At 67.9% G+C, this 22,538-nt stretch carries 19 protein-coding genes; 8 read left to right on the top strand and 11 right to left on the bottom strand.

Going from position 1 to position 22,538, the window contains the following annotated elements; all coding sequences use genetic code 11:
- Positions 1 to 28: 28 nt before the first annotated feature.
- From QP512_RS18005 to QP512_RS17980, 6 genes are all read right to left on the bottom strand, one after another.
- Positions 29 to 2,512, bottom strand: coding sequence for a DNA topoisomerase I (locus QP512_RS18005; protein WP_286070054.1), 2,484 nt, complete (start codon positions 2,510 to 2,512; stop codon positions 29 to 31).
- A 192-nt stretch (positions 2,513 to 2,704) separates the two neighbouring features.
- Entirely contained in the window at positions 2,705 to 3,640 is a 936-nt protein-coding gene (locus QP512_RS18000; RefSeq protein WP_286070053.1) for an RDD family protein, read from the bottom strand.
- 49 nt (positions 3,641 to 3,689) lie between these two features.
- A complete protein-coding gene (locus tag QP512_RS17995) occupies positions 3,690 to 4,442 on the bottom strand; it encodes a pilin (RefSeq protein WP_286070051.1) in 753 nt (250 codons plus the stop codon).
- Positions 4,443 to 4,481: 39 nt separating this feature from the next.
- Entirely contained in the window at positions 4,482 to 4,955 is a 474-nt protein-coding gene (locus QP512_RS17990; protein WP_005411195.1) for a DUF494 family protein, read from the bottom strand.
- A 43-nt stretch (positions 4,956 to 4,998) separates the two neighbouring features.
- Positions 4,999 to 6,126 (bottom strand): DNA-processing protein DprA, encoded by a 1,128-nt coding sequence (gene dprA, locus QP512_RS17985; RefSeq protein WP_286070050.1) that lies wholly within the window; start codon positions 6,124 to 6,126, stop codon positions 4,999 to 5,001.
- Between the two features lie 328 nt (positions 6,127 to 6,454).
- Positions 6,455 to 7,588, bottom strand: coding sequence for a LysM peptidoglycan-binding domain-containing protein (locus tag QP512_RS17980; protein ID WP_286070049.1), 1,134 nt, complete (start codon positions 7,586 to 7,588; stop codon positions 6,455 to 6,457).
- A 126-nt stretch (positions 7,589 to 7,714) separates the two neighbouring features.
- On the opposite strand from QP512_RS17980, the gene def reads away from it, so the two are divergent.
- The 5 genes from def to QP512_RS17955 all read left to right on the top strand — a co-directional run bounded on the left by def (position 7,715) and on the right by QP512_RS17955 (position 13,746).
- Entirely contained in the window at positions 7,715 to 8,227 is a 513-nt protein-coding gene (gene def, locus QP512_RS17975) for a peptide deformylase (RefSeq protein WP_286070048.1), read from the top strand.
- Between the two features lie 120 nt (positions 8,228 to 8,347).
- Positions 8,348 to 9,271: a methionyl-tRNA formyltransferase gene (fmt, locus tag QP512_RS17970; protein ID WP_286070047.1), complete on the top strand. Its 924-nt coding sequence runs from the start codon at positions 8,348 to 8,350 to the stop codon at positions 9,269 to 9,271.
- A 3-nt stretch (positions 9,272 to 9,274) separates the two neighbouring features.
- Positions 9,275 to 10,606 carry a 16S rRNA (cytosine(967)-C(5))-methyltransferase RsmB gene (rsmB, locus tag QP512_RS17965; protein WP_286070046.1) on the top strand — a complete coding sequence of 444 codons (1,332 nt, stop codon included), beginning with the start codon at positions 9,275 to 9,277 and terminating at the stop codon, positions 10,604 to 10,606.
- A gap of 23 nt (positions 10,607 to 10,629) precedes the next feature.
- Positions 10,630 to 12,339 (top strand): glycosyltransferase family 39 protein, encoded by a 1,710-nt coding sequence (locus tag QP512_RS17960; protein ID WP_286070045.1) that lies wholly within the window; start codon positions 10,630 to 10,632, stop codon positions 12,337 to 12,339.
- Between the two features lie 150 nt (positions 12,340 to 12,489).
- Positions 12,490 to 13,746 (top strand): O-antigen ligase, encoded by a 1,257-nt coding sequence (locus QP512_RS17955; RefSeq protein ID WP_286072063.1) that lies wholly within the window; start codon positions 12,490 to 12,492, stop codon positions 13,744 to 13,746.
- 30 nt (positions 13,747 to 13,776) lie between these two features.
- Here the strand turns inward: QP512_RS17955 and QP512_RS17950 are convergent, their stop codons facing one another.
- A complete protein-coding gene (locus QP512_RS17950) occupies positions 13,777 to 14,583 on the bottom strand; it encodes a glycosyltransferase family 2 protein (protein WP_286070044.1) in 807 nt (268 codons plus the stop codon).
- Between QP512_RS17950 and QP512_RS17945 the strand changes: the two genes are divergently transcribed.
- The gene (locus QP512_RS17945) at positions 14,582 to 15,640 is read left to right on the top strand and encodes a CDP-glycerol glycerophosphotransferase family protein (protein WP_286070043.1); all 1,059 of its coding nucleotides are present in this window, start codon (positions 14,582 to 14,584) and stop codon (positions 15,638 to 15,640) included. The genes QP512_RS17950 and QP512_RS17945 overlap by 2 nt on opposite strands.
- A gap of 187 nt (positions 15,641 to 15,827) precedes the next feature.
- Here the strand turns inward: QP512_RS17945 and QP512_RS17940 are convergent, their stop codons facing one another.
- The 4 genes from QP512_RS17940 to QP512_RS17925 form a co-directional block, all read right to left on the bottom strand.
- Positions 15,828 to 17,366, bottom strand: coding sequence for a PH domain-containing protein (locus QP512_RS17940; RefSeq protein WP_286070042.1), 1,539 nt, complete (start codon positions 17,364 to 17,366; stop codon positions 15,828 to 15,830).
- Positions 17,363 to 17,863 (bottom strand): PH domain-containing protein, encoded by a 501-nt coding sequence (locus QP512_RS17935; protein ID WP_286070041.1) that lies wholly within the window; start codon positions 17,861 to 17,863, stop codon positions 17,363 to 17,365. The genes QP512_RS17940 and QP512_RS17935 overlap by 4 nt, the downstream gene beginning before the upstream one ends.
- 75 nt (positions 17,864 to 17,938) lie before the next feature.
- Positions 17,939 to 19,072, bottom strand: coding sequence for a GTP cyclohydrolase II RibA (gene ribA / locus QP512_RS17930; RefSeq protein WP_286070039.1), 1,134 nt, complete (start codon positions 19,070 to 19,072; stop codon positions 17,939 to 17,941).
- A gap of 86 nt (positions 19,073 to 19,158) precedes the next feature.
- Positions 19,159 to 20,079, bottom strand: coding sequence for a lauroyl acyltransferase (locus tag QP512_RS17925; RefSeq protein ID WP_286070038.1), 921 nt, complete (start codon positions 20,077 to 20,079; stop codon positions 19,159 to 19,161).
- A gap of 61 nt (positions 20,080 to 20,140) precedes the next feature.
- On the opposite strand from QP512_RS17925, the gene dtd reads away from it, so the two are divergent.
- Positions 20,141 to 20,581 (top strand): D-aminoacyl-tRNA deacylase, encoded by a 441-nt coding sequence (dtd, locus tag QP512_RS17920; RefSeq protein ID WP_043034581.1) that lies wholly within the window; start codon positions 20,141 to 20,143, stop codon positions 20,579 to 20,581.
- A 90-nt stretch (positions 20,582 to 20,671) separates the two neighbouring features.
- Entirely contained in the window at positions 20,672 to 22,525 is a 1,854-nt protein-coding gene (gene rpoD, locus QP512_RS17915) for an RNA polymerase sigma factor RpoD (protein ID WP_125426734.1), read from the top strand.
- The last annotated feature ends 13 nt before the right edge of the window (positions 22,526 to 22,538 follow it).

Raw genomic sequence — 22,538 nt, 5'->3', positions numbered from 1 at the left:
TTGACCCTCATCCACGCATGGCGTGGATCTACTTCTTTGCAGCGGCCTTCTTGGCCGGCGCCTTCTTCGCGGCGGCCTTTTTCACCGCCTTCTTTACCGCTTTCTTGGCCGGGGCCTTCTTGGCAGCAGCCTTCTTCGGCGCGGCTTCCTTCTTCACTGCCGCCTTCTTGGCCGGTGCCTTCTTCGCTGCGGCCTTCTTGGCGCCGAAGCCCTTGCGCACCGGCTTGCCGGTTTCTTCCATCAGCTGCTGCACTTCAGCCAGGGTCAGCGATGCCGGCTCGCGATCCTTGGGGATCTTGCCGTTCATCCTGCCGTCGCTGATGTACGGCCCGAAGCGGCCGTTCAACACCTGGATGTCGCTGCCGTCGAATTCCTTGATGATCCGGTTGCGCGCGATTTCTTCCTTCTCTTCGATCAGGAAGACGGCGCGGGCCAGGTCGATGGTGTACGGGTCGTCTTCCTTCTTCAGCGAGGCATAGGTGCTGCCGCGCTTGGCGAACGGGCCGAAGCGACCGATGCCGACGCTGACTGGCTCGCCGTTGTCCTCGCCCAGCGCGCGCGGCATCAGGAACAGCTCCAGCGCGTCTTCCAGCGAGATGGTGTGCATCGACTGGCCGGGGCGCAGCGAGGCGAACTTCGGCTTCTCCTCGGCGTCCTCGGCGGTGCTGCCGATGGCGGCGTAAGGCCCGAAGCGGCCGAGGCGCACGCTGACCGGCTTGCCGGTCTTCGGGTCGGTGCCGAGCTCGCGCGCGCCACTGGCCTCGGCGCGGTCGACCGATTCCTTCTTGTCTTCCACCAGCTCCTTGAACGGTTCCCAGAAGCGGGCCATCAGCGGGATCCACTCTTCCTCGCCGCGCGAGACGGCATCGAGCTCGTCTTCCAGCTTGGCGGTGAAGTCGTAATCCACGTACTGGGTGAAATGGCTGGACAGGAACTTGGACACCGCACGGCCGACGTCGGACGGGCGGAAGCTGCGGCCTTCCATTTCCACGTACTTGCGGAACAGCAGGGTCTGGATGATCGAGGCGTAGGTCGAGGGACGGCCGATGCCGTACTCTTCCAGCGCCTTCACCAGCGCCGCTTCGGTGTAGCGCGGCGGCGGCTGGGTGAAATGCTGTTCGGCCAGGATGCGTTCCAGCGGCACGCGGTCGCCCGGCTTCATCGCCGGCAGCTTGCGGCCTTCGTCCTCGTCCTCGGCGCTCTTGTTGTCCTTGCCTTCCTCGTACACGGCCAAGAAGCCGGGCACCACCACGGTGGTACCACTGGCGCGGAACACGTGCTCGCTGCCGGCCGACAGGTCGACGCTGACGGTGTTGAGCGTGGCCGGGATCATCTGGCAGGCGACGGCGCGCTTCCAGATCAGCTCGTACAGGCGGCGCTCGTCGTCGGTCAGGAAGCGCGCGACCTGGGCGGGGGTGCGCAGGGCCGAGGTCGGGCGCACCGCTTCGTGCGCTTCCTGGGCGTTCTTCGACTTGGTCTGGTAGGTGTTGGGCTGGTCCGGCAGCGAGGCGATGCCGTAATCACGGGCGATCACGTCGCGGATCTCGGCCAGCGCGTCCTGCGACAGGTTCACCGAGTCGGTACGCATGTACGAGATCAGGCCGACGGTGCCTTCGTCACCGATCGCCACGCCTTCATACAGCTTCTGCGCCACCTGCATGGTCTTGCGGGTGGTGAAACCGAGCTTGCGCGAGGCTTCCTGCTGCAGGGTGGAGGTGGTGAACGGCGGCGCCGGGCGGCGCTTGCGCTCCTTGCTGGCCACGTCGGTGACATGCAGCGAGCCCTGCGCGGCCTGCTGGATGCGCAGGCGTGCCGCTTCAGCGGTGTCGCCGTCGGTGACGGTGAACTGCTCGAATTTCTGCCCGTCCAGCTTGATCAGCTTGGCGTTGAAGTGCTGGCTGGGGTGCGCGCACTCGGCGGCGATCGACCAGTACTCACGGGCGACGAAGGCTTCGATCTCTTCCTCGCGCTCGACGATCATGCGCAGCGCCGGGCTCTGCACGCGGCCGGCGGACAGGCCGCGCTGGACCTTGCGCCACAGCACCGGCGACAGGTTGAAACCGACCAGGTAATCCAGCGCGCGGCGCGCCTGCTGGGCGTCCACCAGGTCGCTGGCGATGGCGCGCGGCTGGTTGATGGCTTCCTTGATGGCGCGCGGGGTGATCTCGGTGAAGACCACGCGCTGCATCGGCTTGTCCTTGACCAGCCCACGCTCCTTCAGGATCTCGGCGATGTGCCAGCTGATCGCTTCACCCTCGCGATCCGGGTCGGTCGCCAGCAGGATGTCGTCGGCGCCCTTGGCGGCCTTGGCGATGGCATCGACGTGCTTCTCGTTCTTGTCGATGACGTCGTAATGCATCGCGAACCCGTTGTCCGGGTCGACCGCGCCTTCCTTCGGGATCAGGTCGCGCACATGCCCATACGAGGCCAGGACGGTGTAGTCCTTGCCGAGGTATTTGTTGATCGTCTTGGCCTTGGCCGGCGATTCGACGATGAGCAGGTGCTTGGGCATGTCGGGAAAGGTCTGTGGGCGGACCGGGGGAAGGGGCCGCTAGGGTGGAGCAAACGGCCGCATTAGTGAAGCGGCCACGGGCAAATCCATAAACTGAACGCCCGGTAGTGTGCCGGGCGTTCAGGTTTCACCTTGCTAGAGGAATCACGCCCGGCCCGCCCATGTCAAGCAGCGGGGCGTGAGGATGGTCGCTCAGGAGGCCATCTTGGCGATGAAGCCGACGGCGAAGACCAGCAGGGCCAGGCCTGTCAGCGTCAGCAGGCCGGTCACCACCAGGATCGCGATGGTGACCGCGCCCAGTTCGCGCCGCTGCAGCTGCGGCTGGTCGGTGAAGGCCCAGCGGTCGACCACCAGGGTGTCGCAGATCATGTCGTGCAGGCCCTGCTTGCGCTCGGTGAAGGCCGCCATCAGGAAACCGATGCCGAGGGTGAAGCTGCTCAGCAGCATGGCCCAGTAGCGACCGAACGCGCGGGCCTTGGTCAGGCGCTCGCCATTGCTGCGCACGACCTTGATGCCGACCGCCATCTTGCCCAGCGTGGCCCCGCCCTTCGACGCATGGAACCAGGTGTAGTACGCCATGCCGATGGCGAAGTTGATCAGCGCGCTGGACAGCTGGGCGACGACTTCGATGGTCGATTCACCACTGCCGATCGCGCCCATGCTGGCACCGAGCACCACGCCGATGATGGCGCCGATGATGCTGCCGGGAATGACCAGCACGAAGTAGTCGATCATGTATGCCGCGACGCGCTTCCAGAAGCCTGCGTAGACCACTTCGCCGCCCACCACCGGTTGTGCGTGGGTGCCAGCGCCAAGCGCCGCCGGGGCGCTGTAGGGCGAACTGCTGAGGGCGCCGGTGCCGGGCAGCGGCGCGGTGCCGTTGTCGATGGCCGCATAGTCGTTGCGCAGGTCGAAACCGCTGCTGCCGGCCGCTGTTGCATTGGCATCGGCCAGTGTCTGCAGGCCGAGCTCATCGACCACCTGGCGCAGTGCAGCCCACTGTGCCATGCCTTCGCGCCAGACCAGGGTGTCCAGGTTCAGCTGGCCGCGCTGGAAGCGCTGGCGGATCTCCTGGACCGGCAGCGGGCCCTGGCGTTGCTGTCCTTCGGCGTAGTACCACTCAGTCATTGCATGTTTCCTGTTGGATCGTCCTTGGAGGTACCGGCGTGCATGCGGCTCAGCCGCGGCACGACGGCGGCAGGTACTTGTCGTCGCTGGCGCCGCTGCATTCCCAGCGGCCACTGTCGCGGTCGTATTCCAGCCACAGCAGATCGCCGTCGATGCTCTTGCCCGGCACGGCCAGGGTCGCTTCGATGCCGCAGTGGCCGTTGTTGAAGCGGCCGATGTTCACTGCCGACAGGCCGGCATGGGCGAAATCGCCCGGGGCCGGGAAGCCGGCGTCATTGGCGCCCGGGCAGCGGCCTTCGTCATCGGCGAAATGCTGCACCTGGTCCTTCAGCGGCTGCAGCGCGGCTACGGCGCCGGCGACTTTGCTGCGCACGGTGTAGTCCTTGTACGCCGGCAGCGCGATGGCGGCGAGGATGGCCAGGATCGGCACCATCACCAGCAACAGGCCACCCCCGATGATGGCGGTCAATGCACAGCCGGACAGCTTCTTCTTCGGCGGCGGCAGCACGCCGGCCGATGCGCTGGTGGCATAAGGCGTGGGCGCCGGCAGTACCGGAGGCTGTGGCGGAGGCGGTGCGACTGGTTCGGGATCCGGTTCGACCGGAGGTACAGCGGCGTCCAGCGCCGGCACGATCAGGCCCAGTTCGTCAACGACGGTACGCAACGGCTGCCATTGCGGCAGGCCGTCGCGCCAGACCAGGGTGTCCAGGGAGATCTGGTTGTTGCGGAACAACTCCACCAACTGTTCCGCCGGCAGCGGACCTTGCTGCCGGTTGCCTTCTGCATGGAACCACTCGCTCACGGGGACGCTCCTGAATGCGCTATGCCCCCAAGTGTACGGTCAGTGCAGGGGTTCTGGCTCGTCCATGAACATCTGCGTCTCCATCCAGGCATACGCCGCCTCGGAGCCGGGCTGGTTGAACAGCACCATCAGTACGACCCATTTCAGGTCGTCCAGGTCCAGTTCGTCCTGGTCCAGGGCCATCGCCCGGTCCAGCACCAGCTCGCGCTGGTCGGCGTCGAGGATGCCGTGCTGTTCCAGGTACAGCAGGAAACCGCGGCATTCCACGTCCAGCTTGTCCAGCTCGGGGCCGTGGTAGACGCGCACGGGGCCATCGACCCTCGCCTGGGCCACGCTCGGCCGCTGCGCGGCCAGGGCATCGAGCCAGTCGAACGCCTTGTTGATCTCGGTTGGGCTGAAACCGGCCTGGATCAGGCCGTTCTGGAGCGAATCGCGGTCACGGATCAGGTCCGCATCTTCGCTGAAATAGTGTTCAAACAGGTACAGCAGTACGTCCAGGATGCTCTCTTTCATTGCCCCTCGGCCTGCGTCGCGCGACGCTGTGGAGGTGAAGAAACTAGGGAGTTCGACAGTAGCGGCCGTGTACGCACACCACGATTCCCGCCAGTTCCATGGCCAGCAGCATGGAGGACACCTGGGGCGCCGTCAATCCACAGCACGTGATCAGTGAATCCATACTGCTTGGGTTGTGGTCCAGGGCCCGCCACAAGCGCTGGTAGTCAGGGGCGTCGGCCCAGCGCGCCGGCAGGAGTGCCGGCGGTGCCTGTTCAGTGGGGGTGGCCAGCCGCGATTGCAAGCCCGGAAGCTGCTGGCGAAGGGCGGGGGCGAGCAGTTCCAGTACTTCCTCGGGGCGTTCGACCAGCGCGGCGCCTTCACGGATCAGCCGGTGGCAGCCGGCCGCGCGCGGATTGAGCACCGAGCCGGGCAGGGCGCAGACCTCGCGGCCGGCCTCGGCAGCCAGCCGTGCGGTGATCAGGGCGCCGGAGCGTTGCGCGGCCTCGACCACCACTGTCGCCAGCGCCAGCCCGGCCACCAGCCGGTTGCGCGCGGGGAAGTGGCCCGGGCGTGCCGGTGTGCCCGGCAGGTACTCGCTGAGCACCGCGCCTTCGGCAGCGATGCGTGCCTGCAAGCGGGCGTTGCTGTCCGGATAGGCGCGGTCAGGGCCGGTCCCGATCACCGCCACCGTACAGCCGCCGGCCTCCAGCGTGGCCAGGTGGGCGGCCGCGTCGATGCCGGCCGCCAGGCCACTGGTTACGGCCAGTCCGGCATCGACGAAGCAGCTGGCAAAGCGCGCGGCCAGCGCGCGTCCTCCCGGGGTTGGCGAGCGGCTGCCGACCAGCGCCACCGAGGGGCGCCAGGCCAGGCTCGGATCGCCCGCAACGAACAGCGCCAGCGGCGGGTTCGGGACGTCCAGCAGGGGCGGCGGAAAGGCTGCGTCGGCGAAGGACAGCAGATGGTGGTCGTCGTCTTCCAGCCAGTGCCGTGCCACGGTCCAGGCCCGGACGTCAGGGCGTTCCAGTGCAGCGCACTGCTCTGGCGTACAGCCGTGTGCGCGCCAGTTCGCAGCGCCCTGCGTGATCGCAATCTCTGCGTTGCCCGCGGCCTGCAGCAGGGCCCGCCGTGGCGCCAGCGCGCCGCCTGCCATCACCAGGCGCAGCAGCGCCTCATCCACCTGTCTGGTCATTCCCCCACTATCGGCCGGATACAACGAAGGCGCCCTAGGGCGCCTTCGCATGTGATTGTCAGGGTTTGCCGGAGACCGCCCGTGTAGGGTCGACTGTCAGTCGACCATCGCACGCAGTGCGGGCGTTTCCGGTGGCCGGGTGAAAAGCAGTCGACTAACAGTCGACTCTACCGAGAGCATGCAACAAAGGCGCCCTAGGGCGCCTTCGCATGTGATTGTCAGGGTTTGCCGGAGACCGCCCCTGTAGAGTCGACTGTCAGTCGACCATCGCGCGCAGCGCGGGCGCTTTCACGGGGAGGTGAAGAGCAGTCGACCAACAGTCGACTTTTTACCGCGCATCCGGGTGCAGTGCGTTGTACCCCACGCGCACCGGCTTCACGCCCTGCATCACCAGTGCGTAGCTGACGTTGTCGAAGGTGCGGAACACCATCGCGTGCGCGGCGTACTCGTCCGGCAGCACCACCCGGCCGACGCTGCCGGCGAGGGCATCATCCGTGCGCGACGATGTCGGGTACTTCAGGCGGTCCGCCACATGGCGGCCCGGCCGCCACAGCGAGAACACGGTGCCGTTGTCCACGCCCTGGATGCGGCCTGCCGAGATTGCGATCACGTCGCGCGGACCACCGGTTGTGAACATGTCGGTGACCGCCAGCACACGTACATCGACGCCTTCGACGCTGGCTGCCGGTACATGCGGCACGAACTGCAGGTCGTACGGCCTGGCCTCGATCGGGACCAGGCGGTCGCCCGCGCGGACTTCACGGCCGCCTTCGTTCTTGTCCAGCACCAGCGTGGACGCCTGGACCTTGCCGCCGGCGACCTGGGTGATGGTGCCGGTGGCGACCTGGGCAAGTTCATAGCCGAGCACGCCGCGGCGGTGGTTGGGGGCGTTGTAGTCCCGCCACAGGTTGCCGCTGCCCGGGGTGACGCTGCCGTTGGCGGTCAGGTCCTCGGTCGGCTTGGGCTGGGCGTAGCGCACGGTGGGACGGACCACGGCCCAGCGCTGGCCCAGCTGGGCCTCGGCCAGGCGCACGTAGACGGCGTGGCCGCTGGTGGCGCGCAGGCGTTCCTCTTCAAGGCCAACCACGGACGGCAGCTGCTCGATGCTGTCGACCACGCTCAGCTGCTTCAGGAACGGCTCGACCTGGGCCAGCGGAATGGCGTCGATCGGCGCCTCCTGGCGCGGGCCCGGCCGGGCAGCCACGGTCACCCGGTCCAGATAGGCCAGGCTGAGCACGTCACCGGGATAGATCAGGTGCGGATTGGCGATCTGCGGATTGGCCTGCCAGATCTCCGGCCACAGCCACGGCTTCTGCAGGAAACGTGCGGCGATATCCCACAACGTATCCCCTTTTCGGACCACATAGGTGTCCGGGTGCCCGCCATTCACTTCCACGGCGGTAGCATAGGCAGCCACGGTCAGCATCGCCGCGGCGACGACCGTACGAAAACGAAGCAACATAGGTGTGAAGCCCTGATTCCCCAACAGGTCCGCGCACTATAGTCCAGAAACCGGGGCGCAAGGCAAGCGTTGGAGCTAGAATCTGCGACGTATGCCGGCGTGCCGGCCCCCTATCCGGAAACAGCCATGGCCCTTCTCCCCATTCTCGAGTTCCCCGATCCGCGTCTGCGTACCAAGGCCGCGTTGATCGAAGCTGCCGAAGTCACCACGCCGGCCTTCCAGGAACTGATCGACAACATGTTCCTGACCATGTACGACGCCCCGGGCATCGGCCTGGCCGCCACCCAGGTGGACGTGCACAAGCGCTTCATGGTCATCGACGTCAGCGAAGAAAAGAATGAACCGCATGTGTTCATCAACCCGGAAATCGTCGCCAGGGACGGGGGCCGGGTGTACCAGGAGGGCTGCCTGTCGGTCCCGGGCATCTTCGCCGACGTCACCCGTGCCGACACCATCACCGTGAAGTACCTGGACCGCAACGGCCAGGAACAGCAGATGGAAGCCGGCGAAGTGCTGGCCACCTGCATCCAGCACGAGATGGATCACCTGGACGGCAAGCTGTTCATCGACTATCTGTCGCCGCTCAAGCGCGAGATGGTGCGCAAGAAGCTGGCCAAGCAGCGCAAGCACGTGGCGTGATCGCCCATCCGGGCCGCCCTCCGGGTGGCCCTTGCCCGCGCCGCACGCGTGGGCTGTACGGCGCCGGCCGACGGCGCCGTTTTCTTTCCTGCACGAATCCATCCTGCAAGTGGGGTAGCCATGAGGATTGTCTTTGCCGGTACGCCGGAATTCGCGGTGTCGTCGCTGCGCGCGGCTGCGCGCCACCATGAGGTCGTGGCGGTCTACACCCAGCCGGACCGCCCGGCCGGTCGTGGCCGTGGCCTGGCGCCTTCGCCGGTCAAGCTTGAGGCCGTGGCCCGTGGCATTCCGGTCTACCAGCCGGAGTCGCTGAAGGGCGAAGCCGCCCAGCAGCAGCTGCGCGAGCTGCAGCCGGACCTGATGGTGGTGGTGGCCTATGGCCTGATCCTGCCCAAGGCGGTGCTGGCCATCCCGACCCATGGCTGCTGGAACGTGCACGCCTCGCTGCTGCCGCGCTGGCGCGGTGCCGCGCCGATCCAGCGTGCGATCCAGGCCGGTGACACGAAGACCGGCGTGTGCCTGATGCAGATGGAAGCGGGCCTGGATACCGGCCCGGTGCTGCTGCACCAGGAACTGCCGATCGCTGCCACCGATACCGGTGGCCAGCTGCACGACAAGCTGGCCGAGCTGGGCGCACAGGTGCTGTCCGATGGCCTGGGCCTGCTGCGTGCCGGCATCAAGCCGATCGCGCGGCCGCAGCCGGAACAGGGCGTGACCTACGCGCACAAGCTGGACAAGGCCGAAGCCAAGCTGGACTGGGCGCAGGACGCCGGCGCGCTGGCGCGGACCGTGCGCGCGTTCAATCCGTGGCCGATCGCCGAGGCGACGCTGGCCGGCGAACGCGTCCGCATCCATGGTGCGGTGGCGCTGGAGGCGGACCACGGCCAGGCACCGGGCACCGTACTGGCCGCCAGCCGCGATGGCATCGACATCGCCTGTGGCCAGGGCGCACTGCGCCTGCGCGTGCTGCAGCGTGAAGGCGGCAAGGCGATCACCGCCGCCGACTATCTCAACGCTCGCCGCGACCTGCGCGTGGGGGCATAAGCGGTGTCCAAGCAGAACGATTTCTCCGTCGCCAGGGCGGCGCCGGGTGCGGCCACGCGCATGCTGGCCGCGCGCGTGCTGGCACAGGTGTTCACCCGTGGCCGTTCGTTGAAGGCCGAACTGGCCTGGGCGCTGCCGAAGCTGGCCGACAGCCGCGACCGTGCGCTGCTGGAAGCCCTGTGTTTCGCTGTACTGCGCCGTCGCAGCACCTACGACGCGGCCTTGCAGGCCTGGATGCAGAAGCCGCTGTCGGCGCGCGATGCCGACCTGCGTACGTTGCTGATGGTCGGCTTCGCCCAGCTGGACGTGCTCGAACTGCCTGCTCACGCTGCGCTTTCGGCTACGGTCGATGCGGCGCGCGCGCTGGGTCGTGAGCGCCAGGCCGGCCTGGTCAATGCGATCCTGCGCCGCGCCCAGCGCGAAGGGTTCCCCGAACAGCCTGCGCGCGACGCCTTCCCGGAATGGTTGGCTGATGCGATCGAACGCGACTGGCCGGCGCAGGCCGAGGCGATCTTCAATGCCAGCCTGCAGCCTGCGCCGCTGTGGCTGCGCGCCAACCGTCAGCACGGTGGCCGCGACAAAGCCATGGCGGCGCTGGCCGAGGCCGGCATTGCCGCTGAACCGAGCGCGCTCTGCACCGATGCATTGCGCCTGGCGGCTCCCGTTGCCGTCAACCAGCTGCCGGGTTTCGCCGATGGTGCACTGTCGGTGCAGGACCTGTCGGCGCAATGCGCGGCCGACGCGCTGGCGCCTGCAACCGGCGCGCGCGTGCTGGATGCCTGCGCGGCACCTGGCGGCAAGTCGGCGCACCTGCTGGAGCGCGACCCGAGCCTGCGCCTGCTGGCACTGGATATCGACGCGCGTCGCCTGGCCCGTGCGCGCGACACCTACACCCGCACCGGCGTGGGCGAGCATGCGCAGACCCTGGTCGCCGACGCCAGCGATCCCGGCGCGTGGTGGGATGGCATGCCGTTCGACGCGATCCTGCTGGATGCGCCGTGTTCGGCCACCGGCGTGATCCGTCGCCAGCCGGATGTGATGTTCCACCGCCGTGCCGAAGACATCGATGCACTGGTGGGCGTACAGGCGCGCCTGCTGGAGGCCTGCTGGTCGATGCTGCGCCCGGGGGGCGTGCTGCTGTATGCCACCTGCTCGATCCTGCGCGCGGAAAACATCGACCAGGTGCGCGCGTTCCTCAAGTGGCATCCGGACGCCGTGGCGCAGCCCCTGGGTGACGCATTTGGCGTGGATTGCGAGGGCGTGGCACGCCAGCGGCTGCCCGGTGACAACGATGCTGACGGTTTCTTCTACGCGCGTCTGATAAAAGCAGGCTGACCCCCGTTGCCGTTTCGAGTCCCATGCTGAAAACCCACGCGTCGCGCCAGACGTGGTTGTTCGTGGTGGTGGCCCTGCTGGTGCTGGGGGCCGGTCTCGGTCTCCGCGATCCGTGGCCCTCTGACGAACCACGCTTCGCGCTGGTGGCCCGGCAGATGGTCGACAGCGGTTACTGGTTGTTCCCGCACCGTGGCACCGAGCTCTACTCGGACAAGCCACCAATGCTGATGTGGTGGCAGGCCACGCTGTACGGCCTGGTCGGCCACTGGCGCGTGGCCTTCCTGCTGCCCTCGCTGCTGGCCGCGCTGGGCACGCTGTGGTGCGTGGTCGACCTGGGGCGCCGGCTGTGGACGCGCCAGGTCGGGCTCTACGCTGGATGGGCACTGCTGTTCGCGCTGCAGTTCACCTTCCAGGCGAAGAAGGCGCAGATCGATCCGCTGCTGGTGCTGTTCATCACCCTGGCCAACTATGGCCTTCTGCGCCACCTGCTGCTGGGCCCCGCCTGGCGCTGGTGGTGGCTGGGCTGGTTCTTCGCCGGCATCGGGGTGATCACCAAGGGCGTGGGCATGCTGGCGCTGCTGATGATCGTGCCGGCTGCCATCGCAGCGGCCCTGCACTGGCCCCGTGTCTGCCTGCATGCGCGCGACGGCCGCTTCTGGCTGGCACCGCTGGCCTTCCTGCTGGCGGTATCGCTGTGGCTGGTACCGATGCTGCTGGCCGGCTGGGGTACCGGTTCGGACGCGTACCGAGCCTACATCGACGACATCCTGTTCCGGCAGACGGCCCGACGCTACACGCAGTCCTGGGACCACCACCAGCCATGGTGGTATTTCCTCGGCGTGATGCCGTCGATGTGGATACCGGCGTTCCTGGCGTTGCCATGGGCGATCCCGGCGTGGCGCCGGCGCCTGAGCCGCCGCGACCCCCGTTACCTGCTGCCGCTGGCCTGGTGGGGGCTGGTCGTACTGTTCTTCTCGATTCCACAGGGCAAGCGCGATGTCTACATCCTGCCGGCGTTGCCGATGTTCTGCCTGGCGCTGGCCCCGCTGCTGCCCGGGCTGCTGAAACGGCGCGATGTGCAGGCGGTCCTGGCAGGGTTCACCGCGCTGCTGGCGATCGGCCTGGGCCTGGCCGGGGCGCTTGCACTGCTGGGTGATCCGCACTTCGAGGTGGGCCTTGCCCATGGGCGCGGGCTGCCGCCGGGCGCGACCGATACATTGGCGTGGGCGCTGTTGGCGATGGGGCTGTGGGGCGGGTTGAGCCTGCTGGCCTGCGGCCGTCGCCGGCATCATGCGCTGGTGTCGACCCTGGCCATGGTATGGGCGCTGTACAGCCTGGTCGGCTACCCCCTGCTGAACGATTCCAGTTCCGCCCGCGGCCTGATGCGCACGGTCGGAGCACGCCTGCGCCCGGATGCCGAGCTGGGGCTGGTGGCCTGGAAGGAACAGCATCTGCTGCTGGCCGACCGCCCCGCGGCGACCTTCGGCTTCGAGACCGCCTGGGACGAGCAGCTGATAGCCGCCACGCGCTGGCAGCGGCTGGCGCCCGGACGCCGTTGGCTGCTGGTCCACGAATACGCAATGCTGTCGTGCATCGATCGCAACCGCGCTGAACTGGCCGGCGTGGCCAACCGGCGGCGCTGGTGGCTGGTACCGGCGGCGGCGGTCACGGTGCCCTGCGTGGTTACCGCAGAAGAGCGCGAACGTGAACGGCGTTTACAGGAACATGACTAGCCACCGCGATTTCTCCTTGTCCAGTCTGCCCAAGCGTGGCCAAAGGCAGTAAAACAACAGGCTGGGACCGGCCTCGATGGGTCCCCCGTTTTCCAGCAGATCGCAGCGATACTTCCCGACGTGCCAGCTTCACCGGACAACCTGAACCGCATGGCCGGCGATCCGCTGGGCGTTCCCGTCGGTGGCCGCCACGGGGCCGCACACGCGCTGGCCCAGCTGGGCCTGTTCTGCCTGCCGGCACTCGTGCTGACCGTGCCGATCAACCTCTTGCCGTATGGGGTCCTGCTGCTGCTCAGCACCCTGCTGGCGCCGGAGCTGCTGTGGCGCGCGCGGGGCATGGCCGGTCAGCCGGTGAAAGTGCTGGCCTGGCTGATGCTGGCGGTGCTGGCGCTCGGCGTGCTGTCGGTGGTGTTGTTCGAGCAGGGCCTGCGCGACGTCGACAACCGTTCCCGGTTCGTGGTGATCCCATGGATTGCGCTCTGGGTCTGCGCGCTGCGCCCTAACCTGCGGTGGCTCTGGTACGGGTCATTGACCGGCCTGCTCGCTACCTTCGCGATGTCGCTGTGGCAGGTACTCGCTGGTGCCCCGCGCGCGGAACTGTTCACCAATGCCATCGTGCTGGCCGACATCGTGATGGTGCTGATGGTGCTGCTGGTGTTCTGCCGCCCGTCGCGGCGCTGGTCGCTGGTGATCCTGGGCATGGCTGCCGGCTGCGTCACCATTGTGCTGACCGGCAGCCGCGGCGTGTTCGCCGCCTTGCTGGCGCTGCTGGTGGTACTGGCACTGAGCCTGCGCTGGCGCACCGGCGCGGCGCGCCTGTCGGTGCTGGCCGGCATGCTGGCGATCGGTGCGACCCTGCTGCTGTCAGTACCGGAGCTGCGCCACCAGGTCCGCCTGAGCGAGCTGCACAGTGACGTGCAGCGGATGGAGCTGGGTGACAGTGATTCTTCCGCCGGCGCCCGCGTGGAGCGCCTGCAGGTAGCCTGGCAGACCTTCCTCGATCACCCGCTGGTGGGCGTTGGCATCGGTCATTTCGACAGTGCGATGGAACGCGTGCCGGTCTGCCGCGAGAACCCGGCAGAGGCGCGCTGCCACCTGGGGCATGCACACAATGACGTAGCCGAATGGGCAGCGACCCAGGGCGTCCCCGGCCTGCTGCTGTTGCTGGCGGTGTATGGCATCCCGCTGGGAGTGTTCGTGCGCCTGCACCGCCGCAGCGGACGGCCGACCTTCCGTGGGCCGGCCGCAGCCGGCATCATGCTGGTGACCACCTACGCGTTGTGTGGACTGACCCAGTCGATGTTCGCGCATCAGATGACCGCCAGTTTCTACGTGACTCTGGTCGGTCTGCTGACCGGCCTGTCGATCGTCGAAGGCACGCGCCACCGGGCCGTCACCGGGTCGTGACGCACCGGCGCGCCGGGCAGGCCCCGGCGATCACGGATTCGGCGGGTCAGCCACGGCCTGGCCGTTGCCCAGCATCCACAGCATGATGGTCTTCTGGCGCACGTAGTTGGCGCGAACATAGGCGTAGACCAGGCCGTGCCAGCCATCGCGGAAGCCGCCGCGGAACACGAAGCCGCGCCAGAACCGCCACGCCGGGGCCAGTACCAGCTTGCCCAGGGTGGCCCGCTTGCCACGTGCGAACTCGTGTTCGGCCATCATCCGTGCGTACTTCTCGGTCTTGGCCAGCTGCTGCTGCAGTGAGCGGTACGGGTAGTGGATGAGATCGCCGCGCAGGGTGCCGACGCTGCCGTCCACGCTGGCCGCTTCGTGGATCTCGCGCTTGCCGCGCCAACCGCCGTGGCGCCGGTCGAACAGACGCAGCACGCGGTCGGGGTAGGCATTGCCGTGGCGCAGGAACCTGCCGAAATACTCGGACAGGCGCGCGAAGCGGAAGCCTGCGTGGCCGCTGAATCCGCCGTCGCGCGCGGCCTCGATGGCCGCGCGCAGTTCCGGGCTGATGCGTTCGTCGGCGTCCAGGCACAGCACCCAATCGTGCTGCGCCTGCGTCACGCAGAACGCCTTCTGGCTGCGGAAACCCTCGAACGTGCGCTGCAGCACGCGGGCACCGGCGGCCTCGGCGATGGCCACGGTGGCATCGGTGGAATACGAGTCCACCACCACGATCTCGTCGCAGAAGGCCAGCGAGGCCAGGCAGTCGCCGATGCGTCCGGCCTCGTTGAACGCGATAATGCACGCCGAGATGCGAGGCCGTTCGATGGGAGCGGTCGTGGAGGACATGATGGCCGGGTACCTGTTGTTTGCGACGGAGCGTTATGCGCTGCCTATTCTCGCCCCGTTGGCGCAGGCCTTGCACGCCTCCGGGCAGGAGGTGGCGGCCTGGTTCGAGGGCGGCGCGGCCGGCAGCAGCCTTCCGGGGGTGCCCACGGTGGGCCTGAAACAGGCGCTGGCAATGCGCCCGCGCGCGGTGTTCAGCGCCGCCAACTGGGTGCCGACCTTCCTGTCTGGAGCCAAGGTACAGCTGTTCCATGGCTTCAACGTGGAAAAGCGCGACAGTGCGCGCGGCCACTTCCGGGTGCGCGGCATGTTCGACCTGTACTGCACGCAGGGGCCGGCCACCACCGTGCCGTTCCGTCAGATCGCCGAGCAGCAGGGCCATTTCGCGGTGGCCGAAACCGGCTGGCCGAAGCTGGACCCGCTGTTCCGCGATGACGGTGGCGAGAGCGTCGCACTGCGCGCGCCGGCCGGCGACCGCCCGGTGATCCTGTTTGGTTCCACCTTCACCGAGCGGCTGAGCGCGGCCCCGCACCTGCTGGAACCGATTGCCGCCGACATCGCTGCCGGCGAGCGCTACTGGCTGCTGACCCTGCACCCGAAGTGCCCGCCGGAACTGTTCGAGCGCTACCGCGCGCTGGCCGGTGCCAATGCGCGCTTCATCGAGCCCGAACAGGTGATGGCCGCGCAGCGCGCGGCTGACGTACTGGTGTCGGACACCTCGTCGATCGTTTCGGAGTTCATCGTCCAGCACAAGCCGGTGGTGACCTTCCGCAACCGCGTGCCGAAGCCGCACATGATCGACTTCGACGATGCCACTCAGCTGCCGGCGATGCTGCAGCGCGCGCTGCATCCTGACGCCGCGCTGCAGGCGGAGATCGTGCGCTATGCCGATGCGATCCACCCGTACCGCGATGGCCTGTCCAGCGAGCGTGTGATCACCACCACCGAGGATTTCCTGTCTGGCGAAATGGGAGCATTGCGCCGCAAGCCGTTCGGCAGCTGGGTGCGTGACCTGCAGATCCGGAAGGATCTGGGCTATTGGGGACCGTCGCGACGTTGACGGAAGGCGACAGGTCTACTGCGTGGCGTCCACCGGGTAGCGCCGGCTGGGTAGGGTCGACTGCACTTCCATCGGCCGCGGAAAACCCCGCGCTGCGCGCGCCAGTCGACTGACAGTCGACTCTACCGTCGGGCGTCCACGCAGGCAGTGATGTCCGGTAGATCCACGCCATGCGTGGATGCCCGCCTCACCAGCGCAGCTTGCGCCGCGCCAGCGCTGCCGCCAGCTGCTCCATCAGCTGCTGCGCCTGTGCCTGCGGAAGGTAGTGCAGGGTCAGCGCCACATCGCCATGTGCACCTGCGGTATCCAGCTGCAGGCTGCTGGTGCCCAGCAGCTTGTCCAGCGGCGAGCGCTGCAGGCGCAGCCCCTGCACCTTGTCCAGTTCGGCCCAGCGCCACCAGCGCTTCCACCAGCCGCCACGCACCGCCACATAGTGCGCATCCAGATACCAGCCCATGCGCGCCATCTGCTGGTATGCGACCCACAACGCCACCGGCAGCCATGCCAGCACGATCAAGCCCCACGTCCCCCATCGCCAATACGCGGCTGCAGCCAGCACTGGCACCAGCAGCAGTACGCCCAGGCACAGCCGCCACCAGCCGCGCTGCGGAACGGCCTGCCACTGCGCCGGGGGCCAGTGCAGCTGTGGGAGCAGGTGCTGCACCAGCTGTTCGCAGTGCTCCCGGGTTGCCAGCGGGGCCAGTTCGCGCAGGGCACGATCCTCATCGCGCGATGGACCACCGGCGGCGCTGTCGATGCGTAGCTGGCGCAGGCCGAACCAGCGCTGCAGGGTGCCTTCGCGCAGCGTCCAGGCCTGGATGCGGCGGCGCGCCACGCTGCTGCGGGTCCGGCTGAGCAGGCCGGCCGACACCGTCAGGCGGCGCTCCTGTTCGCTCAGGGTGAAGCCGTGATAGCGCAGCAGGGTCAGCACCACCGACAGTGCGCGCAGCGCCAGCCAGCCCAGCAACAGCGCCGCGGCCAGCAGCAGGGCGCCGCCAGTCACGCCCGGGTGCAGATTGCTGGCATAGCCGAAGATTTCGCGGCCACCGCGCTGGAGGGCGTCATCCATCACCGGCCGCGGCACGGTCTGGAACAACACGCCGAAGGCGGCGATCGCCAGCGCCCAGCCACGGTTGGACAACAGGCCCATGCGCACCACGTCCCAGCTGGACAGGCGCAGCAGCACGTGTTCGCTGTCGACATCGGCAATGGGCGGCGCATCCACCGCGTCGTCGGCGTGCGGCGCCTGCCCTCGCTGGCGGACCAGCCGTTCCAGTGCCAGCGCCTGGTCCAGCTTCAGCACCCGCATCTCCGCTTCAGGGCGCACACCGCCGGCCGATTCCAGGCGCAGCTCGGCCACGCCGAACAGGCGGTGCAGCGGGTTCTGCCGCACCTCGACGTTGTGGATGCGGGCGAACGGGATCTCGCGACGGTTGCGCGCCAGCAGGCCGCTGCGCACGGTGATCGCATCACGGCCGATGCGGTAACGGTAGCTGAGGTACTGCAGCACCGATACCAGCACCAGCGCCGCGATTGCGGTCAGCGGGATCAACTGCGCCCACATCGGGTCGCGGTCGCCGCGCTGGCCGAACACCAGCAGCGCGACCAGTGGCAGGAAGTAATGGCGCAGCTGCATCAGCAGCACGAACAGCCACGACCACGGGTGCAGACGTTGATCCTCGCCACCGGCAGGCGACGGTGCAGGCAGGGGAGGCGGCAGGCTCACAGGGCGTCGGCGTCCTGGTCCAACTGGTGCGAGAGGGTGTCGCGCAGACGCTCGGCGTCGGCTTCGTCCAGGCCACTGACGGTGACCGCGCTCATGCGGGTGCCGGCGGTGTGCACGATCAGCGTGGCCAGACCGGCGCGGCGCTCCAGCGGCCCCCGGCGCAGATCCAGGTGCTGCACGCGCGAAATGGGAATGCGCGTTTCCAGCTGCCACATCAGGTCGCGGCGCAGGCCCAGGCCCTGTGCGTCCAGCCGCCAACGGGTGCGGGTCAAACGCCGATGGCCCAGCCATGCACCGAAGGCGACGCCCAGCACCAGCCCGGCCGCAGCGGTCCACAGGCTGCCGGGCAGATCGAAGAACCATGCCGCCGCCGCCAGTGGCAGGCCCGGGACGAACAGGCCGCCAAGGGCGCCTTCCAGCGCGGCCAGGCGGGCGGCGCGTTGCGGCAGTGTCTGCCAGTCAGAGGGGGGCGGTGCAGGAATCGATGCGTCGGTCACGCGGGCTCCGTCAGGCGGCAGGGCGGGCTGGGGCGGCCGTGGCCACACCGCGCAGACGGTAGCAGGTCGGCTGCGTTACTGGGCAGCCTGGATCAGCGCATCGACATCCAGCATATGGCCGGCACGGTCGGCCTTGGTGCGCAGGTAGTGCTCATTCTCGGCGGTGATCTCGCCGGTGACCGGAATGCAGTCCAGCACCTCGATGCCGGCATTGCGCAGGCGCTGCGCTTTGGTCGGGTTGTTGCTGAGCAGGGCCACGCGCGAAATGCCCAGGCCGTGCAGCATCGCCACCGCGCTGCCGTAGCGGCGCTCGTCGGCACCGAAGCCCAGCTGGGCGTCGGCGTCGATGGTGTCCAGGCCGTCGTGCTGGTAGCCGTAGGCGCGCATCTTGGCGGCGATGCCGGTGCCACGGCCTTCCTGGTCCAGGTACAGCAGCACGCCGCCGCCCAGTTCCTTCAGCTTGCGCAGGCCGCGTCGCAGCTGGTCGCCGCAGTCGCACTTGAGTGAGCCGAACAGGTCGCCGGTCAGGCACGAGGAGTGCACGCGTACCGGCACCACCGCCGACAGGTCCGGCTCGCCGACGATGATCGCCACCTGGTCGCGCTGCGCCACGCCGCCGCGGAACACCGCGAAGGTGGTCATGCCGACGTCGCGCAAGGGCACCGGCGAACGCGCCACCAGTTCGTAGTCGTGGGCCGCATGTGCTGCGCCTTCGGCCAGGTCGCACAGCGCCACGTCGGCAGCGTCGTCGAAGGTGCGGTCATCGGCATCCAGGCGCACCGCAACCATGGCCGGCAGCAGCAGGCCCAGGCGGGCCAGCTCCACCGCGCCGGCATCGAAGGCGTCACCGGCGCTCCAGCCCTCCGGCATCGGGCCCGGTTCGCGCAGGTAGCCCAGCGAGGGCAGGGCATCGAAGGCGACGCCGGCCAGCGGCAGGCGCGCGCCCTCGGGAGCCTCCACCCCGAGCACGCGGGCACGGGTGGCGGTCAGGAACAGGTAGTGGCGCTCGCGGGCGGCAGTGGCGAAGGCGGCGAAGCTGCTGGCCGTGGCGCTGTCCAGCGCGATCACCGCCAGGCGCTGGCCCTGGCCATCGTGGAGCAGCACCGGGCGACCGGCGCGCAGTTCGGCAACCGCGCGCTCACAGCGGATCGCGGCCGGATCGCCGAACAGGGAAGAAGCAGACATGGCAGGACCGGGGGAGGCGGACATCGCAGTCTCTATGGGGGCGACGGCGTCGTATTCAACGTGGTGCGACCGCGGGTCGCAGGGACCGGGCGGCTTTGGGCGGGCGGCCGTCAGTGAGGATGCTCTTCGGTCGCGTAGGGGTCTTCCTCGTCGCTGCCCGGTGGCCGCAGCGTATAGCGCTTGTAGGTCCACTGGTACTGCGCCGGGTCGCGGCGGGCGATGCGTTCGATGCCGGCGTTGAGGGCGGTGGCCGCCACCAGCGGGTCCGGATCGGCCACGGCCGGGTCGGTCGGCTCGATGTGCAGGGCGAACTCCATGTCCGGCCCGATGCGCTCGCACCAGCCATAGAGCACGGTGGCACCGGTGCGCTCGGCCAGGCGGTTGACCAGGGTCATGGTCAGCGCCTGCACGCCGAAGAACGGCACGAATACGCCATCACCGGCCTTGGGCTGCTGGTCGGGCAGGATGCCGGTGGCACCGCCGTCCTTGAGCACCTTGAACAGCTGGCGCACGGCCGGGCCTTCGGCGCGCACCTGCTGCACGTTCTGCCCGCCGCGCACCAGCTGCAGGAAGGCATCGCTGGCCTCGTCCTCCGGCGGCTTGTAGACGATGGCGATCTGCCCGCGCGAGGCCAGCCACTGGTTCAGCAACTCCCAGTTGCCGAAGTGGGGCGCGGCCACGATCACGCCCTTGCCGCTGGCCAGGGCCGCGTCATACAGGGCCTCGCCATGGCGCTGCTTCAGGTGCAGGCGCAGGTTGTCGGCCGGCGCCTGGCTCCACAGCCGCAGGGTTTCGATGGCCTGCAGGGCGGTGGAGCGCAGCAGCTCCCGGTGCAGGCGGTCGCGGGCAGCGCCGTCCAGCTCGGGGTAGGCCAGCTCCAAATTGCGCCGGGTGACACGGCTCTCGCGGGCATTGAGGGCGATCCACGCCCACGCCAGGGCGCGCGCGAACGCCCGCAGGAGCGGCCAGGGCAGGCGGGCGAACAGGGTGGTGGCGCGGTAGACCAGCCGGGCTTTGCGTTGCGGATTCATCGGCGCCAGTTTAGCCAAGGGCGCTGCTATCGTGACCGGCCCTGTTCATTGGAAGCCTACGATGCTCGTCCTGATCCAGCGTGTCAGCCAGGCCGCCGTCCATGTCGACGATGAGGCCGTGGGGCAGATCGGGCCCGGCCTGCTGGCCCTGGTCGGCATGGAGCCGGGCGATACCGAGGCCCAGCTGCGGCGGATGGCCGAGCGCCTGCTGGGCTACCGGGTATTCGCTGACGAGGCCGGGAAGATGAACCGCTCGCTGCGCGATACCGGCGGCGGCCTGCTGCTGGTCAGCCAGTTCACCCTGGCCGCCGACACCCGTTCGGGCATGCGGCCGAGCTTCACAACGGCCGCGCCGCCCGACGAGGCTGAACGCGGGTTCAATCGTTTTGTCGAGATCTGTCGTGAAAATCACGCACCCGGGGTGGAAACGGGCCGATTTGGTGCCCATATGGTCGTCAGCCTGGTCAATGACGGTCCCGTGACCTTCCTTCTCCGGCCCTGAGCCTGCGGGACCACCGCCCGGCAGGCGGGGCCCCGGGCTGGTATAATGCTACGTTCCCTATTTCTCCCTAGCCGGTGGCGCGAGCACTACATGGCCAACGAACGTCCTGCCCAATCCGAAATCAAGCAACTGATCAGCAAGGGCCTGGAACAGGGCTACCTGACCTACGCCGAAGTCAATGACCATCTGCCCGACGACATGGTCGACCCGGAACAGATCGAAGACATCATCGGCATGATCAACGGCATGGGCATCGATGTCCATGAAGTTGCGCCGGATGTGGAAACCCTGCTTCTCAACGACGGCAACACCGGCAACCGCGAAGTCGATGACACCGCGGCCGAAGAAGCTGCCGCCGCGCTGAGCGCGCTCGACACCGAAGGTGGCCGCACCACCGACCCGGTGCGCATGTACATGCGCGAAATGGGCACCGTCGAGCTGCTGACCCGCGAAGGCGAAATCGCCATCGCCAAGCGCATCGAGGAAGGCCTTTCGCAGGTCCAGGCGGCCCTGGGCCAGTTCCCGGTCTCGGTCGAGTCGCTGCTGACCGACTACGAAGCCCACAAGGAAGGCAAGAAGCGCCTGGCCGAAGTGATCGTCGGCTTCAACGATCTGACCGATGAAGAGCCGGCTCCGCCGGCGGCCGCTGCCGATGACAGCAGCGATGCGGACGCCGAAGGCGACGAGGACGAGGACGACGATGTCGACGGTGCCGATGAAGAAGCCGCACCGACCGGTCCGGACCCGGAGGAAGTCGCTGCGCGCATGCAGGCGCTGAGCGATGCCTTCAACGCCTTCAAGAAGGCCGCGACCAAGGGCGACAAGAAGAACCTGCCGCGCCTGCGCGAAGAAATGTCGGCGGTGTTCGTCACCCTGAAGCTGCCGCTGCCGCTGACCGATGTGCTGACCAAGCAGCTGCGCGACACCATGGCGTCGATCAAGGCCCATGAGCGCCGCGTGCTGAACCTGGCCACCGTCACTGCCCGCATGCCGCGCAAGGACTTCATCCGTTCCTGGGAAGGCAACCAGACCAACCTGGAGTGGGTGGAAGACGCACTGAAGCGCAAGCAGAAGTGGTCCTCGGCCCTGCGCGAAGTGAAGGACCAGATCATTGCCGAACAGCAGGCGACGATCGACATCGAGACGCTGACCCAGCTGGACCTGGAAGAGCTGAAGGAAATCAGCCGTGCCATGGCCTACGGTGAAGCAAAGGCGCGCAAGGCCAAGAAGGAAATGGTCGAGGCCAACCTGCGTCTGGTGATCTCGATCGCCAAGAAGTACACCAACCGTGGCCTGCAGTTCCTCGACCTGATCCAGGAAGGCAACATCGGCCTGATGAAGGCCGTGGACAAGTTCGAGTACCGCCGCGGTTACAAGTTCTCGACCTATGCCACCTGGTGGATCCGCCAGGCGATCACCCGCTCGATCGCTGACCAGGCACGCACCATCCGTATTCCGGTGCACATGATCGAGACGATCAACAAGTTGAACCGCATTTCCCGCCAGATGCTCCAGCAGTACGGCCGCGAGGCTACGCCAGAGGAGTTGGCCAAGGAAATGGACATGCCGGAAGACAAGATCCGCAAGGTGATGAAGATCGCCAAGGAGCCGATCTCGATGGAAACCCCGATCGGCGACGACGAGGATTCCCATCTGGGCGACTTCATCGAGGACACCAACGTGGAGTCCCCGATCGAGAACACCACCAACATCAACTTGTCTGAAACCGTGCGCGACGTGCTGGCCGGCCTCACCCCGAGGGAAGCCAAGGTGCTGCGCATGCGCTTCGGCATCGACATGAACACCGACCACACGCTGGAAGAAGTCGGCAAGCAGTTCGACGTGACCCGCGAGCGCATCCGCCAGATCGAAGCGAAGGCCCTGCGCAAGCTGCGTCACCCGAGCCGTTCGGAGCAGCTGCGCAGCTTCCTGGATATCGATTGATATCCGGCGACCG

Source organism: Stenotrophomonas sp. 57, assembly GCF_030291075.1.
Taxonomy (GTDB): Bacteria; Pseudomonadota; Gammaproteobacteria; order Xanthomonadales; family Xanthomonadaceae; genus Stenotrophomonas.
The sequence above is the reverse complement of the archived record's forward strand: the minus strand, read 5'-3'. Positions and strand labels throughout refer to the sequence as shown.